Origin of the sequence: Nonomuraea salmonea, assembly GCF_042428605.1 — a bacterium.
Classification (GTDB): domain Bacteria; phylum Actinomycetota; class Actinomycetes; order Streptosporangiales; family Streptosporangiaceae; genus Nonomuraea; species Nonomuraea salmonea.
In genome coordinates this window covers 39,564-54,582 of the sequence record NZ_JBHMCF010000058.1, presented here as the reverse complement: position 1 = coordinate 54,582, position 15,019 = coordinate 39,564, and the positions used below count along the sequence as shown (strand labels likewise).

At 72.1% G+C, this 15,019-nt stretch carries 14 protein-coding genes; 12 read left to right on the top strand and 2 right to left on the bottom strand.

Going from position 1 to position 15,019, the window contains the following annotated elements; genetic code table 11:
• The 12 genes from ACFFR3_RS46745 to ACFFR3_RS46690 all read left to right on the top strand — a co-directional run bounded on the left by ACFFR3_RS46745 (position 1) and on the right by ACFFR3_RS46690 (position 13,618).
• Complete coding sequence (locus ACFFR3_RS46745) at positions 1–519, top strand: GNAT family N-acetyltransferase (protein WP_379485277.1); 519 nt, start codon at positions 1–3, stop codon at positions 517–519.
• Between the two features lie 164 nt (positions 520–683).
• Positions 684–1,061, top strand: coding sequence for a hypothetical protein (locus ACFFR3_RS46740; protein WP_345394456.1), 378 nt, complete (start codon positions 684–686; stop codon positions 1,059–1,061).
• A gap of 41 nt (positions 1,062–1,102) precedes the next feature.
• On the top strand, positions 1,103–1,975 hold the full coding sequence (locus tag ACFFR3_RS46735) for a DMT family transporter (RefSeq protein ID WP_379485276.1): 873 nt from the start codon (positions 1,103–1,105) through the stop codon (positions 1,973–1,975).
• Positions 1,972–2,595 (top strand): GntR family transcriptional regulator, encoded by a 624-nt coding sequence (locus ACFFR3_RS46730; RefSeq protein WP_364375751.1) that lies wholly within the window; start codon positions 1,972–1,974, stop codon positions 2,593–2,595. The genes ACFFR3_RS46735 and ACFFR3_RS46730 overlap by 4 nt, the downstream gene beginning before the upstream one ends.
• Before the next feature lie 80 nt (positions 2,596–2,675).
• Positions 2,676–3,026, top strand: a complete 351-nt coding sequence (locus ACFFR3_RS46725; RefSeq protein ID WP_345394465.1) for a hypothetical protein — start codon at positions 2,676–2,678, stop codon at positions 3,024–3,026.
• 385 nt (positions 3,027–3,411) lie between these two features.
• Positions 3,412–4,866 carry a sugar transferase gene (locus ACFFR3_RS46720; protein ID WP_364375748.1) on the top strand — a complete coding sequence of 485 codons (1,455 nt, stop codon included), beginning with the start codon at positions 3,412–3,414 and terminating at the stop codon, positions 4,864–4,866.
• 2 nt (positions 4,867–4,868) lie between these two features.
• Positions 4,869–5,936: a glucose-1-phosphate thymidylyltransferase gene (locus ACFFR3_RS46715; protein ID WP_345394467.1), complete on the top strand. Its 1,068-nt coding sequence runs from the start codon at positions 4,869–4,871 to the stop codon at positions 5,934–5,936.
• Entirely contained in the window at positions 5,933–6,859 is a 927-nt protein-coding gene (gene rfbB / locus ACFFR3_RS46710) for a dTDP-glucose 4,6-dehydratase (RefSeq protein ID WP_364375742.1), read from the top strand. Before ACFFR3_RS46715 ends, rfbB begins: the two co-directional genes overlap by 4 nt.
• Before the next feature lie 25 nt (positions 6,860–6,884).
• Positions 6,885–7,736 carry a dTDP-4-dehydrorhamnose reductase gene (gene rfbD, locus ACFFR3_RS46705; protein WP_364375739.1) on the top strand — a complete coding sequence of 284 codons (852 nt, stop codon included), beginning with the start codon at positions 6,885–6,887 and terminating at the stop codon, positions 7,734–7,736.
• 92 nt (positions 7,737–7,828) lie between these two features.
• On the top strand, positions 7,829–8,608 hold the full coding sequence (locus ACFFR3_RS46700; RefSeq protein ID WP_379485275.1) for a WecB/TagA/CpsF family glycosyltransferase: 780 nt from the start codon (positions 7,829–7,831) through the stop codon (positions 8,606–8,608).
• The gene (locus tag ACFFR3_RS46695) at positions 8,605–9,720 is read left to right on the top strand and encodes a hypothetical protein (RefSeq protein WP_345394479.1); all 1,116 of its coding nucleotides are present in this window, start codon (positions 8,605–8,607) and stop codon (positions 9,718–9,720) included. Before ACFFR3_RS46700 ends, ACFFR3_RS46695 begins: the two co-directional genes overlap by 4 nt.
• 118 nt (positions 9,721–9,838) lie before the next feature.
• Positions 9,839–13,618: a LamG-like jellyroll fold domain-containing protein gene (locus ACFFR3_RS46690; protein ID WP_379485274.1), complete on the top strand. Its 3,780-nt coding sequence runs from the start codon at positions 9,839–9,841 to the stop codon at positions 13,616–13,618.
• Positions 13,619–13,623: 5 nt separating this feature from the next.
• Here ACFFR3_RS46690 and ACFFR3_RS46685 read toward each other — a convergent pair whose 3' ends face one another.
• Entirely contained in the window at positions 13,624–14,454 is an 831-nt protein-coding gene (locus tag ACFFR3_RS46685; protein ID WP_345394485.1) for a glycosyltransferase family 2 protein, read from the bottom strand.
• Complete coding sequence (rfbC, locus tag ACFFR3_RS46680; protein WP_364375727.1) at positions 14,448–15,005, bottom strand: dTDP-4-dehydrorhamnose 3,5-epimerase; 558 nt, start codon at positions 15,003–15,005, stop codon at positions 14,448–14,450. Before rfbC ends, ACFFR3_RS46685 begins: the two co-directional genes overlap by 7 nt.
• Between the last annotated feature and the right edge of the window lie 14 nt (positions 15,006–15,019).

Below are 15,019 nucleotides of genomic sequence, written 5' to 3'. Positions count from 1 at the left end.
GTGACCTTCGTGAACGTCCGCCTGCGCGCGTGGCGCGACGACGACGCCCCCGCCGTGCTGCGCGCCTTCCAGGTCCCCGACCTGCGCCGGCAGGCTTCCTTCCCGGTCGTCACGCTCACCGACGCCCGCGGGTGGATCGCCTCCTGGGAGGGGGCCGGCCACGCCTTCGCGATCGTGGAGGGAGATCGGGTTGTCGGCAACGTCGCGGTGACCAGGATCGACGATCACCGCAACGGCTGGGTGTCCTACTGGGTCGCACCTGAGGCGCGGGGTCGCGGGGTCGCGGTGGCGGGCGCCGAGTTGCTGGCGCAGTGGGCGTTCGAGGAGCGCGGGCTGTTCCGGCTGGAGCTGGGACACCGGACCGACAACGCGGCGTCGTGCCGGGTCGCCACCAAGGCCGGGTTCGTGGCCGAGGGGGTCGAGCGGGGGCGGCTCTCTTACGAGGGGGTGCGCTACGACGTCGAACGCCACGCCCGCCTTGCCACCGACCCCGCTCCATCACACTCGCCTGACCACTGACCCCGCTGCGGTCGCGTCCGCCTGGCCGCTGACCCTGCTGCGGTCGCGCCTGCCTGGCTGCTGACCCTGCTCGGGCACGCTCGCTTGGTCACTGACCCACTCCGTCATGTCCCCACTGGCCCCTCGCCTGGTCACGCAGGGGTGTCCTGAACTAACCTTTTCGGGTGGACAGCGAGAGTCTGGCCGCAGCCGGGCTGCTGGCGGCCCTTGGTCGGGCGTCGGAGATTCTCGCCGAGTTACGCCACCCGTTCGTGCGCAGCGCCCCCTTCTCCTACTTCTTCCCGCCCGCGGGCGCCCGCGTCGGCACCGCGCTCACCCTGCCCGACGGGCGCGAGCTGCGCTTCGAGGTGTCGATCCTGGCGGCGGGCGGCGCCTTCCACGTCGAGGGCGGGGTCGCGGCCGAGGACGAGGGGCTGCTGACGCTGCCGCGCAAGAGCGTGCCGGGCATCCACGACGGCCTCGCCGTCTTCGAGGACTACGCGGGGGAGGTGGCGGCACCGGCGTCGCGGTTCATCGAGCAGCTGTTGGAAGAAATTGTCTGACAGCTAGACGATGACTGTCTTATTGTCTGACAATGGTCGCCATGAGAACCGGACCACTCGCCGTGGTCGGCGCCGCCGTACTCTGGGGCACCGCGGGCACCGCAGGACTGCTCGTCTCCGCCGACTCCGTCGCCCTGGCCGCCGCCCGCCTGGTCATCGGCGGCGCCGCGCTCGCGCTCGCGGCGGGAGCCGGCCTGCGGCGCGTGCTCAGGCCGGGACTGCTGCTGGGGGCCGTGGCGGTGGCCGCGTACCAGCTGTGCTTCTTCGCGGCCGTGGGCCGCACCGGCGTCGCCATCGGCACGGTCGTCGCGATCGGCAGCGGCCCCGTCTTCACCGGGCTGCTGTCGTGGATCCTGCACGGGCGCCGCCCGAGCGGCCGGTGGACGGTCGCGACCACGGCGGCCATCTGCGGCTGCGCCGCACTGATCGTCGGCGGCCAGGCTGATGGTGGGGCTCAGGCGGGGGCGCAGGTGGTCTCCGGCGTCCTGTTCGCGCTGCTGGGCGGCCTGCTGTACGCCTTCTACGCGGTCACCGCGGCCCGCGCGATCGACGAGGGCCACGAGTCGAACGCCGTGATGGGGCTGATGTTCGGCGGCGCCGCAGTGCTCATGCTGCCGGTGCTCGCGCTGGGCGGCGTCGGCTGGCTGGCCGAGCCGCGCGCCCTGCTCGCCGTCCTCTATCTCGGCCTCGGCACCACGGCGTTGTCCTACTTCCTGTACGGCCGCGGCCTGCGCACCACGCCGGTCACCACGGCCGCCACCCTGGCCCTGGCCGAGCCCGCCGTGGCCGCGCTGCTCGGCCTGGTCGTGCTGGGCGAGCGGCTGGCCCCGGTGTCGATCGCCGGGCTGGTGCTGCTGGGGCTGAGTCTCGTGGCGGTGGCCGTACCGGAAAGGGAGCTAGAGTCGCTGCCGTGACGTTGCCGCTCAGACCCGTCTCCACCGTCGGCGCGCTCGCCGACGCCCTGCGCAGCAGGGTGTTGTCGGGTGAGATCCCGCCCGGCACCACGCTGCCCGAGCAGGAGATCGCCGCCTCCTACGGCGTCGCCAGGCCGACCGTGCGCGAGGCGCTGGCAAGGCTGGTGCACGAGGGGCTGCTGCGCCGCGAACGCAACCGCAGCGCCTATGTCCCGGAAGTGACGCTTTCGGACCTGGAAGACCTCATGTACGTCCGCCGCCCCCTGGAGGACCTCATGGCCGGCGCGCTGGCCGGCCGGACGGTCCCCGGCGCGCAGGCCGCGCTCGACAGGATGGCCGCCCTGCCCGCCGCCGCGCCGTGGTCGGAGGCGGTGGCCGAGCACATGGCCCTGCACGAGGCGCTCATCGAGGCGGTCGGCAGCCCGCGGCTGGAGCGGCTCTACGGCGCGCTCGCGGCCGAGACCCGGCTCGGGCTGGTCCGACTGCGCGCCGTCTACAAGGACCGTGACGTGCTCGTGGCCGAGCACCGCGAGCTGCTCGACGCGATCGCGAACGGCCCCGCGGAGGCGGCGCGGGCGGCCGTGGCGGCGCATCTCAGCCACTCCTGGGGCGGTGACTGATCTTCCGTGTGGTGCTCGCATCGGCACCTTTGAGTGCGAACCCTTGCGGGAGTGGCCCGTAACTCGCAAGAATCGCGGCCATGCACGGCAATCCGATGCCGGACTCCTACGTGTATGTCACGGAAGAGGGCGTCACTCGTCACTATGCGGACGGTAGCGTCGAGGCCCTCGCCTGGGAGGACGTGGTGGAGGTCCGTGTCGTCACCGAAGCCGGCGAAGACGTCCTCTACATCCTGCTCGACCGCCAGGGGGAGGGCTGCGTCGTGCCGCGCTCGGCCACGGACGCCACGTTTCTCGCCCGCCTGCGTTATCTGCCGGATTTCGACGTCGACCGGCTGACGCTGGCCGCCGACTCGGCGCACGACGGGGTGGTGGTGGTCTGGCGCAGCCCGGATCCGCCGTCGGCGCTGCCCGACCTCGAATACGACTAGGACGCCGTTTCGCGCGCCGCGGACTGCCTGTGCGACCAGCCGGTACGTCATTCGACGCGCGCACGCACGCACCCACGACCGGGCCGGTACGGCCTTTCACGCGGCGCTGCCGCTCGCGTCCGCGTAGCCGCATCCCATAACGGAAATCAACCGAAATTCCCTGGCAAAACTCCTGCCGACTCTTGCCACTTATGGACCGTTCCGTCAACCCCTAAGACGATCTATCAATCGTCCGATTGTGGACATATGTCGTTATTCCCCAGCTCGGAATGGATCTTTACTCTTTAGTGGGGGCCGCCGCCCTTTGTTCACGTGGGACTTGTCAACCCATGTGGTGCAAGGAACGTCAAGTTATCGCGGTGAACGGAGTTGACAGGGTGGTGCTATGAGGGTGGGGACTGGGGAGTCCGCTGTCGTGCTCCTCGAGGCCGTACCGCGCCGCGCGTCGAGCATCTGGACGCGTGCGTACTTACGGCTCCTGCTGTACGGCGACACGACCTGCGTACTCCTGGCATGCGTGTGCGTGCTGGGCATCAGGTTGCTCGCCGGGTCGTACGTTCCGGTGGCCGAGTTCCTGCTGGGAGCCGGCCTCGTCATCGCCTGGCCGATGGCGCTGACGCTGGGTGGCGCCTACCGCCAGCGCGCCAACGGGGAGGGCACGGAGGAGTTCAAAGCGGTCTTCAACGGCGGAGCCGGGCTCATGGCCGCCGTAGCGATCATGGCGTACGCCACGCAGACCGCCATCGCCCGCAGCTTCGTGATGGCGATGCTGCCGCTGGCGCTGCTGGCCACGCTGTTCTACCGCTACCGGATGCGCAAGCGCCTGCACCGCAAGCGAGCGGCGGGCGAGTACCTGCGCCAGGTGATCGCGGTCGGGCACCGGGAGTCGATACTCGACCTGGTCATGCAGTTCAGGCGGCAGCCGTACCACGGGATGCGGGTGGTGGGTGCCTGCCTGCCCGATCACGCGCCCGACCTGGACCTCGACGGCATCCCGGTGCTGGGCACGTTCGCCGACGTGGCGCGCGTGGTCGAGCGGGAGGGGGCCGACGCCGTGGCCGTGCTGGCCTGTCCCGAACTGGACGGGGCGGCGCTGCGCCGGCTGGCGTGGAGCCTGGAGAGCGCGCGTACGGACCTGTTCGTCGCGCCGGCCCTCCTCGACGTGGCAGGGCCGCGCATCAGCATCAGGCCGGTCGCCGGAATGCCACTGCTTCACGTGGAACATCCCGAGTTCGACGGCACGCGGCAGTTCGTGAAGAGCGTCTTCGACCGCGTGGTCGCCGGGCTCGCCCTGCTGCTGCTCGCGCTGCCGCTGCTGGGGGTCGCGCTGCTGATCCGCCTGACCAGCGACGGCCCCGCGCTGTTCCACCAGACCAGGGTCGGCCGGGGCGGCGGGGAGTTCCGGCTGGTCAAGTTCAGGACGATGGTCGTGGACGCGGAGAAGCTCAAGGGCGCGCTGCTGGCGGCGAACGAGTTCGACGGCGTGCTGTTCAAGATAAGGAACGATCCAAGGATCACGCGAGTAGGCGCTTTCCTGCGGAAATACTCCCTCGATGAGCTGCCGCAGCTGCTGAATGTCCTGCGCGGCGAGATGTCCCTGGTCGGCCCGCGCCCGCCGTTGCCGGAGGAGGTCGGCAAGTACGGCACCGACGTGCACCGCCGCCTCGCGGTCAAGCCCGGCATGACCGGCCTGTGGCAGGTCAGCGGCCGCTCCGACCTGACCTGGGAGGAGTCCGTACGCCTCGATCTGCGTTACGTGGAGAACTGGTCGCTCATCCTCGACCTGCAGATCCTGTGGAAGACCTGGTCGGTCGTCACCCGCGGAGAAGGGGCTTACTAGCGGTGAAAGCACTCGTGCTCGCCGGAGGGTCGGGCACCCGGCTGAGACCCATCACGCACACCTCGGCCAAGCAACTGGTCCCCGTCGCCAACAAGCCGGTGCTCTTCTACGGCCTGGAGGCGATCGCCGAGGCGGGCATCACCGAGCTGGGGCTGGTCGTCGGCGACACGCACGCGGAGATCGAGGCGGCGGTCGGCGACGGGTCGGCGTTCGGGCTGCGGGCGACGTACCTGCGGCAGGAGGCGCCGCTCGGGCTGGCGCACGGCGTGCTGATCGCCAGGGAGTTCCTGGGCGACGAGGACTTCGTCATGTACCTCGGCGACAACTTCATCGTCGGCGGCATCAGCGAGCTGGTGGGCCGCTTCGCGCGGGAGCGTCCGGCCGCGCGGATCATGCTCACCAAGGTCGCCGACCCGCGCCAGTTCGGGGTGGCCGAGCTGGACGCCGAAGGCCGGGTGATCGGGCTGGAGGAGAAGCCGGAGCGGCCCAAGAGCGACCTGGCCCTGGTCGGCGTCTACCTGTTCAGCCCGGCCGTGCACGACGCGGTCGCGGAGCTGAAGCCGTCGTGGCGGGGCGAGCTGGAGATCACCGACGCCATCCAGTGGCTCATCGAGGCGGGGCTGCGGGTGGAGTCCTCGCTCATCTCCGGATACTGGAAGGACACCGGCAACGTCACCGACATGCTGGAGGTCAACCGGCTCGTGCTGGAATCGGTCGAGCGCAGCGTCGGAGGGCGGGTGGACGCCGGCAGCGAGCTGATCGGGCGGGTGGTCGTCGAACCGGGCGCGGTGGTCGAGCGCTCGCGGGTGGTCGGCCCCGCCATCATCGGCGCGGGCGCGCTCGTCCGCGACAGCTACGTCGGGCCGTTCACCTCCATCGGCGCCGCCTGCACGGTCACCGGCAGCGAGATCGAGTACTCGATCGTGCTGCCGCGAGCGTCGATCGCCGGGGTCGGCCGCATCGAGGCGTCGCTGATCGGCCACGACGTCGAGGTCACCCCGGCGCCCAACACGCCAAGAGCCCACCGCCTCGTGCTGGGCGATCACAGCAAGGTACAGATCATTTCATGACAAGAGTCCTGGTGACGGGGGGCGCGGGGTTCATCGGCTCGCACTTCGTCCGCACCCTTCACGACGCGTACGTGACCGTGCTCGACCTGCTCACCTACGCCGGCGACCGGGCCAACCTCGACGGGGTGCGCCACGAGTTCGTGCACGGCGACATCTGCGACCCCGAGCTGCTCGCCCGCGTCGTGCCCGGCCACGACCTGGTGGTGAACTTCGCCGCCGAGTCGCACGTGGACCGCTCGATCGAGGGCGCCGCCGCGTTCATGCGTACCAACGCGCTCGGCACGCAGACGCTGCTCCAAGCCTGCCTGGACGCCGGGGTGCCGAAGGTGGTGCAGGTGTCCACCGACGAGGTCTACGGGTCGATCGACGTCGGCTCGTGGGACGAGAGCGCGCCGCTGCGGCCGCGCTCGCCGTACGCGGCGTCGAAGGCGAGCGGCGACCTGATCGCGCAGGCGTATGCCATCACCCACGGCCTGAACGTGTCGATCACCCGGTGCGGCAACAACTACGGCCCCGGGCAGTATCCGGAGAAGATCATCCCGTTGTTCGTCACCCGGCTGCTCAGCGGCGGCACCGTGCCGCTCTACGGCGACGGCGGCAACGTCAGGGACTGGGTGCACGTCGAGGACCACTGCGCCGGCATCCGGCTGGTCGCCGAGAAGGGCGAGCCCGGCGAGGTCTACCACATCGCCGGCACCGCTGAGCTGACCAACAAGGAGCTGACCGCGCGGCTGCTGGAGGCGTGCGGGTGCGGCTGGGACCGGGTCGAGTACGTCGCCGACCGTAAGGGCCACGACCGCAGGTACTCGCTGGACGACAGGAAGCTGCGGGCGCTCGGCTACCGGCCGGAGATCCCGTTCGACAAAGGGCTGCGCGAGACCGTCCGCTGGTACGCCGAGCATCGGGACCGGTGGAGCGCGTGATCGCCCGCTTACGCCGGGAGGCGGCATGAGGTGGCTCATCACCGGGGGCGGCGGCATGCTGGCCACCGACGTGCTCGACCGGGCGGCGCTGACCGGGGAGCCGGTGCTCGCGCTCGGCCGCTCGGAGCTCGACGTGTCCGACCGGCGGGCCGTCCGCGACTTCGTGTGCGCCTACCGGCCGCGCGTGGTGGTCAACTGCGCCGCGTGGACGGCGGTGGACGACGCCGAGGCCCACCCCGACGCGGCCCTGCGCGTCAACGGGCGGGCGGTGGGCTGGCTGGCCGAGGCGTGCTCGCGGGCCGGGGCGCGGCTGGTGCACGTCTCCACCGACTACGTCTTCGACGGCACCTCACCGCTGCCCTATCGGGAGGACGCGCCTGCGGCGCCGGTCAACGCGTACGGGCGGAGCAAGCGGGCGGGGGAGCTGGCGGCCCTTGAGCACGGGCACTACGTGGTGCGCACGGCCTGGCTCTACGGCGCCGCCGGGCCGAACTTCGTCCGGACCATGATCGGGCTGCCCGCTGAGCGGGACACCGTGGACGTCGTGGACGACCAGCGCGGCCAGCCGACGTGGACGGCCGACCTGGCCGACTACCTGGTGCGCCTGGCGCAGTCCGACCTGCCGCCCGGCGTCTACCACGGCACCAGCGCGGGCGAGACGACCTGGTACGGCCTGGCCAGGGAGATCTTCACGCTGCTCGGCCGCGACCCGGAGAGGGTGCGTCCCGTGCCGTCGGAGGCGTTCCCCCGCGCGGCCCGCCGCCCGGCCAACAGCGTCCTCGCCCACACCCGCGCGGACCCGCTCCGCCACTGGCGCGACGCCTTGCACGCCGCCTGGCCGGTCCTGACCCGCGGCCGCCGGTGCAGCACCGTGTAGCGGCGTGGCCGCATCCGGCCACGTCAGCGGGGCTGTGGGGTGTCACGTTTCCGGGGCTGGGAGCGATATTCCAGGGACACCCAGGGGGACGGATGACGAAATTTCCGGACCGGACCGGCAGAAAAGCGTTATTCGGCACCGTGCTGGACGCCCTGACCATGCGCCAGGTGATCGAGCGCTGCGTGGCGGCCGTGGCGGAGCGGCGTGCGCTGACCATCGGCGTGGTGAACGCCGCCAAGGTCGTCAACATGCGCACCGACGCGGGCCTGCGGCGGTCGGTGCTGGACAGCGACCTCGTCCTGGCCGACGGGCAGTCCGTGGTGTGGGCGGCACGGGCGCTCGGCCACCGGGTCCCCGAGCGGGTCGCGGGCATCGACCTGTTCACGGAGCTGATGGCCGAGGGCGGCCGGCGCGGCTTCAGGGCGTATTTCCTCGGGGCGACCGACGAGGTGCTCGCCGACATGCTGGCCGAGGTGCGCCGCCGCTACCCGGGGCTGGCCGTGGCCGGCTCGCGCAACGGCTACTTCCCTGACGAGGAGTCGGGACGGGTGGCGGCCGAGATCGCCGCGTCCGGGGCCGACCTGCTGTTCCTCGGCATCACCTCGCCGAAGAAGGAGATCTTCATCCGCGAGTGGGGCCCGAGCACGGGCGCGTGGGTGATCCACGGGGTGGGCGGCTCGTTCGACGTGCTGGCCGGGCGTACCAGGCGGGCGCCGGTGCGCTGGCAGCGGCTCGGTCTGGAATGGCTCTACCGCATGGTGCAGGAGCCGGCCAGGCTCGGCCCCCGGTACGTGCGGACCAACGGCAGATTCCTGCTCCTGGTGCTCCGGGAGTGGGCCGGTGTCAGACGCAGGATCGAGGAGACGACGTGACGGATCACCGGATCGCTCTGCTGAGCTCCGGACATCAGGACTTCGTGACCGGCATGGTGGACCTCGCCGTACGCGGGCTGCCCCCCGCGTACGAGGACGGCGAGTTCGTGTTCACCCGCCGCGCCAGGCGAGAGCCAGGCGGCACGTGGACGGCGGTGCCGGAGGGACGCAGCATCCGTTACGCGGCGATCGTCGCGCTCGGCGTGGCCGCTCTCGACGAGCACCGGCAGCGCGCCGCCCTGGCCGGCGACGACGTGCACGACCTGGTGGGCACCCTGGTCAAGCGGCTGCCCGAGGTGAGCGGCGTCGGGGACGCGGCGCTGATCTGCTGGGCGGCGGCCGAGACGGGCCACGCGGACCTCGGCAGGGCGCTCGACCGGCTGGACGAGCTGGACACCGCACCTCATCTGCACACCGTCGAGGCCGCGTGGGCGCTGGCCGCCCTGGTCGCGGCCAGGGTGGGGGACGCGCGCCTGGAACGTGCCCGCGCACGCCTGCTCGGCGGCCTGACCGGCAACCGCCTCTATCCGCACGCGCTCGGCGAAGGGTCGCTGGTGCCGCGTTACCGCGCCCACGTCGGCTGCTTCGCCGACCAGGTCTATCCGCTGCAGGCACTGGCCAGGCTGCACGCGGCCACCGGCGACGATGCGGCGCTGAACGCCGCCGAGCAGGTGGCGCGGGGCATCTGCGCCGCCCAGGGGCCGGACGGCGAATGGTGGTGGCACTACGACGCGCGGACGGGGTCGGTGGTCGAGGGCTTCCCGGTCTACTCCGTGCACCAGCTCTCCATGGGGCCGATGGCGCTGCTCGACCTGGCCGACGCGGGCGGCACCGCGTACGTGGCCGAGATCGAGAAGGGGCTCGGCTGGATGATGGCGCGGCCCGGGTTCGTGCGCGACGACCTCGCGCTGACCTGGCGCAAGGAGGCCAGGAACGACCCGCGCAAGCTCGTACGCGGCCTGCGCGCGGCGGCGACGGGCGTGCACCGGGGGCTGCGGCTCGGGGTGCTCGACCGGCTCTACCCGCCGGTGGCCGTGGACCGGGAGTGCCGGCCGTACGAGCTGGGCTGGCTGCTCTACGCATGGCTGACCAGAAGCGGACAAACATCGTGACTTCCGGCTAATTGCATGCGATAGATCGAATTCCGGGCTCGGGGGAGTTTCGCTCTTGGAGGGGGTCCTCGTGGTGAGACGGCTTTGCCGTGCGCTCTTATCCACCCTGTCAGCCACAGTGCTGATCACTACCGGTCTGGTGTTCGTCGCCTCGCCCGCCGCGCAGGCGCTGCCCGCCAGCTTTCAGCGGCAGGTCGTCTTCAGCGGGCTGACCAATCCGTCGAACATCGAGTTCGCCTCCGACGGCCGGGTGTTCGTGGCCGAGAAGAGCGGCCTGATCAAGGTCTTCGACTCGCTGAGCGACACCACGCCGAGCGTCTACGCCGACCTGCGCACGCAGGTGCACAACTTCTGGGACCGCGGCCTGCTCGGCCTGGCCCTGCACCCCGACTTCCCCGCCGACCCGCGCATCTACGTCCTGTACTCCTACGACGCCGTGCCAGGCGGCACCGCGCCGCGCTGGGGCTCGCCCGACGCGACCGCCGACCCCTGCCCGACCCCGCCCGGCCCGACCGGCGACGGCTGCCTGATCACCGGCCGGCTGTCCACGCTGACGCCGTCGGGCACGGGCGGCGGCATCGTCGAGACGCCGCTGATCACCGACTGGTGCCAGCAGCACCCCAGCCACTCGGTCGGCGACCTCGTGTTCGGCCCCGACGGCATGCTGTACGCCAGCGGCGGCGACGGCGCCAGCTTCAACTTCGCCGACTACGGCCAGGACAACCTGACCGGCTCCGACATCACGCCGGACAACCCGTGCGGCGACCCGCCCTCGCCGGTGGGCACCGCGCTCACCCCGCCGGCCGCCGAGGGCGGCGCGCTGCGCTCGCAGGACCCGCGCACGACCGGCGACCCGACGGCGCTGAACGGCACCACGATCAGGATCGACCCGGACACCGGCGCCGCCGCCTCCGGCAACCCGAACGCCGGCAGCAGCGACCCCAACCTCGCCAGGATCGTCGCCTACGGCCAGCGCAACCCGTTCAGGATCACGATCAGGCCGGGCACCGGCGAGGTCTGGGCCGGTGAGGTCGGCTGGAACATCTATGAGGAGATCAACCGCATCCCCGACCCGACGGGCCCGGTGCGCAACTTCGGCTGGCCCTGCTACGAGGGCGCTAGCCGCCAGGGCGGCTACGACAACCTCAACCTGACCCTCTGCGAGAACCTGTACGCGGCGGGGTCGTCGGCCCACACGCCGCCGTACTTCGCGTGGAGCCACAACTCCAGGCCGGCGCCGAACGACCCGTGCCCGTCCGGCGGCTCGTCCTCCAGCGGCGTGGCCTTCTACGAGGGCGGGAACTACCCGCCGGGCTATGACGGGGCGCTGTTCTTCTCCGACTACAGCCGCTCGTGCGTGTGGGTGATGACCAAGGGCGCGAACGGCCTGCCCGACCCGGCCACCATCGCCACGTTCGACTCCGGCATCCCGGCGGTGGAGCTGGAGACGGGGCCGGGCGGCGACCTGTTCGCGGTCGACTACACCAACGGGCGCATCGTGCGCTACCTGTACGACAACACGCCCCCGACCGCGGTCATCGGCGCCAGCGCCACCTCGGGCAGCGCCCCGCTCACGGTGAACTTCACCTCGACGGGCTCGGGCGACGCCGACGGCGACCCGGTCACGTTCCGCTGGGACCTCGACGGCGACGGCGACTTCGACGACTCCACCGCGGCGAGCCCGTCGCACACCTACACCCAGCCCGGCTCGTACGTGGTCAAGCTGCGGGTGGACGACGGCCGCGGCGGCCAGGGCGACGCGACGGTGACGATCAACGTGAACAACACGGCGCCGGTCGCCGCCATCACGACCCCGTCGGCCGGCGACAAGTGGGCGGTCGGCGACACGGTGACGTTCTCCGGCACCGGCACCGACGCCCAGGACGGCTCGATCCCCGGCTCCCGGATGTCGTGGCGGCTGATCCTGCACCACTGCCCGAGCACCTGCCACGAGCACGAGATCACCACCTACACCGGCGCGAGCGGCTCGTTCGCCGCTCCCGACCACGAGTACCCGTCGCACCTGGAGCTCAGGCTGACCGTCACGGACGCGCACGGGCTCACCGACACCGCGAGCGTGCTGCTGCAGCCGAAGACGGTCGAGTTGACCTTCCAGACCGAGCCGGCCGGGCTGCAGCTGGGCTTCAACGGCGAGCAGACGATCGCGCCCTTCACCAGGACGGTGATCGCAGGCTCGCACAACTCGATCTCCGCGCCGTCGCCGCAGAGCGCCGACGGCCGGTCGTACACGCTGGAGTCCTGGTCGGACGGCGGCGCGGCGACGCACAACGTGACCGCGCCCGCCACGGCGGCGACGTACACGGCGACCTACGAGGAGGCTGAGGCCCCCGAGGGCCTGGTGGCCGCGTACGGGATGAACGCCGGCACCGGGACGGCCGTCACCGACGCCTCCGGCGCGGGCAACGACGGGACCGCCGCGAACACCTCGTGGGCCGTGACCGGCAAGTACGGCCAGGCGCTGACCTTCAACGGCACCTCCAGCTGGGTCACCGTGCCCGACGACGGCTCGCTCGACCTGACGGACGGCATGACGCTGGAGGCATGGGTGCGGCCGACCACGGTCGCGGGCTGGCGGACGGTGCTGATGAAGGAGTTCGGCGCCGACCTGTCGTACGCGCTGATGGGCAGCGGCGGCAGCGGCCCCGGCGCGTTCGTCCACACCGCGTCGGGAGCCAACGCCCAGGCTCCGGGGAACCTGCCGCTGAACACGTGGAGCCACCTGGCCGCGACCTACGACGGGACGACGCTGCGGATGTACGTCAACGGCACGCAGGTGGCCACCAACCTGACGGCAGGCAACCTGCGCGTCGGCACGGGCCCGCTGCGCATCGGCGGCAACAGCGGCTCCGGCGAGCACTTCGGCGGCCAGATCGACGAGGTACGCGTCTACGACAAGCCGCTCAGCCCGGCCGAGATCGCGATCGACATGAACACCCCGGTCGGCCAGCAGGGCTCGCCCGACACGCAGCCGCCCACCGCGCCCGGCTCGCTGACGGCGGCGGGCGGCCCCGGCAGCGTCCAGCTCTCCTGGACGGCCGCCACCGACGACAACGGCGTGACCGGCTACACCGTGCACCGCTCGGAGACGGCCGGGTTCACCCCCTCGGGGGCCAACCAGGTGGGCTCGACGGCGGGCACGTCGTTCACCGACTCCGGGGTCGCGGCGGGCACGTACCACTACCGCGTGGTGGCCTTCGACGGGGCCGGCAACATAGGCCCGTCGTCGGGTGAGGCGTCGGCGGTGGTGACGGAGCCGCCGGGCGGGGACGGGCCGGTGGCCGCCTACGGGATGGACGCCGGGTCGGGCACCACCGTGGCGGACACCTCGGGTGGCCATGACGGCACGGCGACGGCCACGACCTGGACGGCCGGCAGGTACGGGCAGGCGCTGACGTTCGACGGCTCGTCCAGCTGGGTCACGGTGGCCGACGCGCCCGCGCTGCGGCTCACCGACGGCATGACCGTGGAGGCGTGGGTGCGGCCGACGACCGTCACGGGCTGGCGGACGGTGGTGATGAAGGAGTTCGGGGCCGATCTGGCGTACGCGCTGATGGGCAGCGGCGGCAGCGGCCCCGGCGCGTTCGTCCACACCGCGTCGGGAGCCAACGCCCAGGCCCCGGCCAACCTGCCGCTGAACACCTGGAGCCACCTGGCGGCCACCTACGACGGGACGACGCTGCGGATGTACGTCAACGGCACGGAGGTCGCCACCAACGTCATCGGCGGCGACCTGCGGACCGGCACGGGCCCGCTGCGCATCGGCGGCAACGGCGGCTCGGGCGAGCACTTCGGCGGCCAGATCGACGAGGTGCGGATCTACGCCAGGGCGCTCACCCCGGCCGAGATCGTCACCGACATGAACACGCCTGTCACATGACCGGATCAGCTCCTGCTGCTCTCGTCGCGCAGCCAGGTGGTGTAGTCGCCCGCGCGGATCGCGCGGGCGGCCCGCCGCCTGGCGAGCACGGCGACCAGGGCGAACAGCGCCGCCGCCGGGGCCAGCCACGGCCGCCTCGCCACGATGGCGAGCAGGTCGCGCGCCCCCGTGCGCTCGCCGGCCGTGGCGGCGGCCTGCTCCAGCTCGCTCACGCTGGTGACGGCCCGCACCCGGCGGCGCATCAGGTCGGCGAACGTGCGCGGCGGCCTGATCACGGCGCGGGCCCCGGGCACGATCACCCGCTCGCCTGGCTCGAACGCGAGCGAGGCGGCGAGGTCGTCGGCCATCGCGGGCGGCAGCGCCCTGATGCGCGCGTTGCCCTCCTCGCCGACCGCGATGACGCCGCGGCCGAACAGCCCGGCGCGCACGTGCGGCAGCCGCGTCCAGATCGCGTAGTAGGCGCGGACCGTCCAGGGGCGGCCGGTCATGGGCAGGTCGCGTTCAGGGGCGGCGGCGAGCGGGCCGCCCGGCGCGGACAGGGCCGCCGCGAGCGCGCGGGCGGCGGCGGTGCTCAGCTCGATGTCGGCGTCCACGTACAGGCGGGGGTAGCCTCGGGCGGCGGCGTCGCCGAGCCGCAGTGCCTCGCGCTTGGACGGCACCGGCGTCGTCAGGACGCGCACGCCGTGGGAACGTGCCACGCCCTCGGTGTCGTCGGTGCACCCGTTGGCGACCACCACGACGTCGAACTCGCCCGGCGCCGCCTGCGCGAGCAGGCCGCCGAGCAGCCGGCCGAGCACCGCGGCCTCGTTGTGCGCCGGGACGACGACGCTCACCATGACGGGAGGCTCCCCGCGTCGAGCGCCTGCTTGAGCGTGGGCGCGGCGGCGTCCTTGGCCGACAGCAGGGGCTCGCCGTCCAAGGGCCACTCGATGCCGAGATCGGGGTCGAGGGGGTGGACGCCGTGCTCGCGGGCCGGGTCGTAGGGCGTGGAGCAGAGGTAGACGACCGTGGCGGACTCGCTCAGCGCCAGGAACGCGTGGCCGAGGCCCTCGCCGATGTAGAGGCCGTGCCGGGACTCGTCGTCCAGCCGTACGGACTCCCAGCGGCCGAAGGTGGGCGAGCCGGCGCGCACGTCCACGACCACGTCGAGCACCGCGCCCGCCGCGCAGGTCACGTATTTCGCCTGGCCGGGCGGCACGTCGGCGAAGTGCACGCCGCGCAGGACGCCGCGCCTGGAGACGGAGCAGTTCACCTGGGCCAGGTCCATCGAGTGCCCCAGGGCCTCGCGGAGGTCGGCGGCGCGGAAACTCTCCAGGAAATCGCCGCGGTGGTCGCTGTGGATGCGGGGGGTGTGCAGCAATGCCCCATCGATGCTCAGGCGTTTCATGCAGACACTTGTAA

Coding starts and splice junctions, on each gene's coding strand:
- ACFFR3_RS46735 (WP_379485276.1), top strand. CDS start 1,103: ATGAGAACCGGACCACTCGCCGTGGTCGGCGCCGCCGTACTCTGGGGC.
- ACFFR3_RS46725 (WP_345394465.1), top strand. CDS start 2,676: ATGCACGGCAATCCGATGCCGGACTCCTACGTGTATGTCACGGAAGAG.
- ACFFR3_RS46720 (WP_364375748.1), top strand. CDS start 3,412: ATGAGGGTGGGGACTGGGGAGTCCGCTGTCGTGCTCCTCGAGGCCGTA.
- rfbB (WP_364375742.1), top strand. CDS start 5,933: ATGACAAGAGTCCTGGTGACGGGGGGCGCGGGGTTCATCGGCTCGCAC.
- rfbD (WP_364375739.1), top strand. CDS start 6,885: ATGAGGTGGCTCATCACCGGGGGCGGCGGCATGCTGGCCACCGACGTG.
- ACFFR3_RS46700 (WP_379485275.1), top strand. CDS start 7,829: ATGACGAAATTTCCGGACCGGACCGGCAGAAAAGCGTTATTCGGCACC.
- ACFFR3_RS46685 (WP_345394485.1), bottom strand. CDS start 14,454: ATGGTGAGCGTCGTCGTCCCGGCGCACAACGAGGCCGCGGTGCTCGGC.
- rfbC (WP_364375727.1), bottom strand. CDS start 15,005: ATGAAACGCCTGAGCATCGATGGGGCATTGCTGCACACCCCCCGCATC.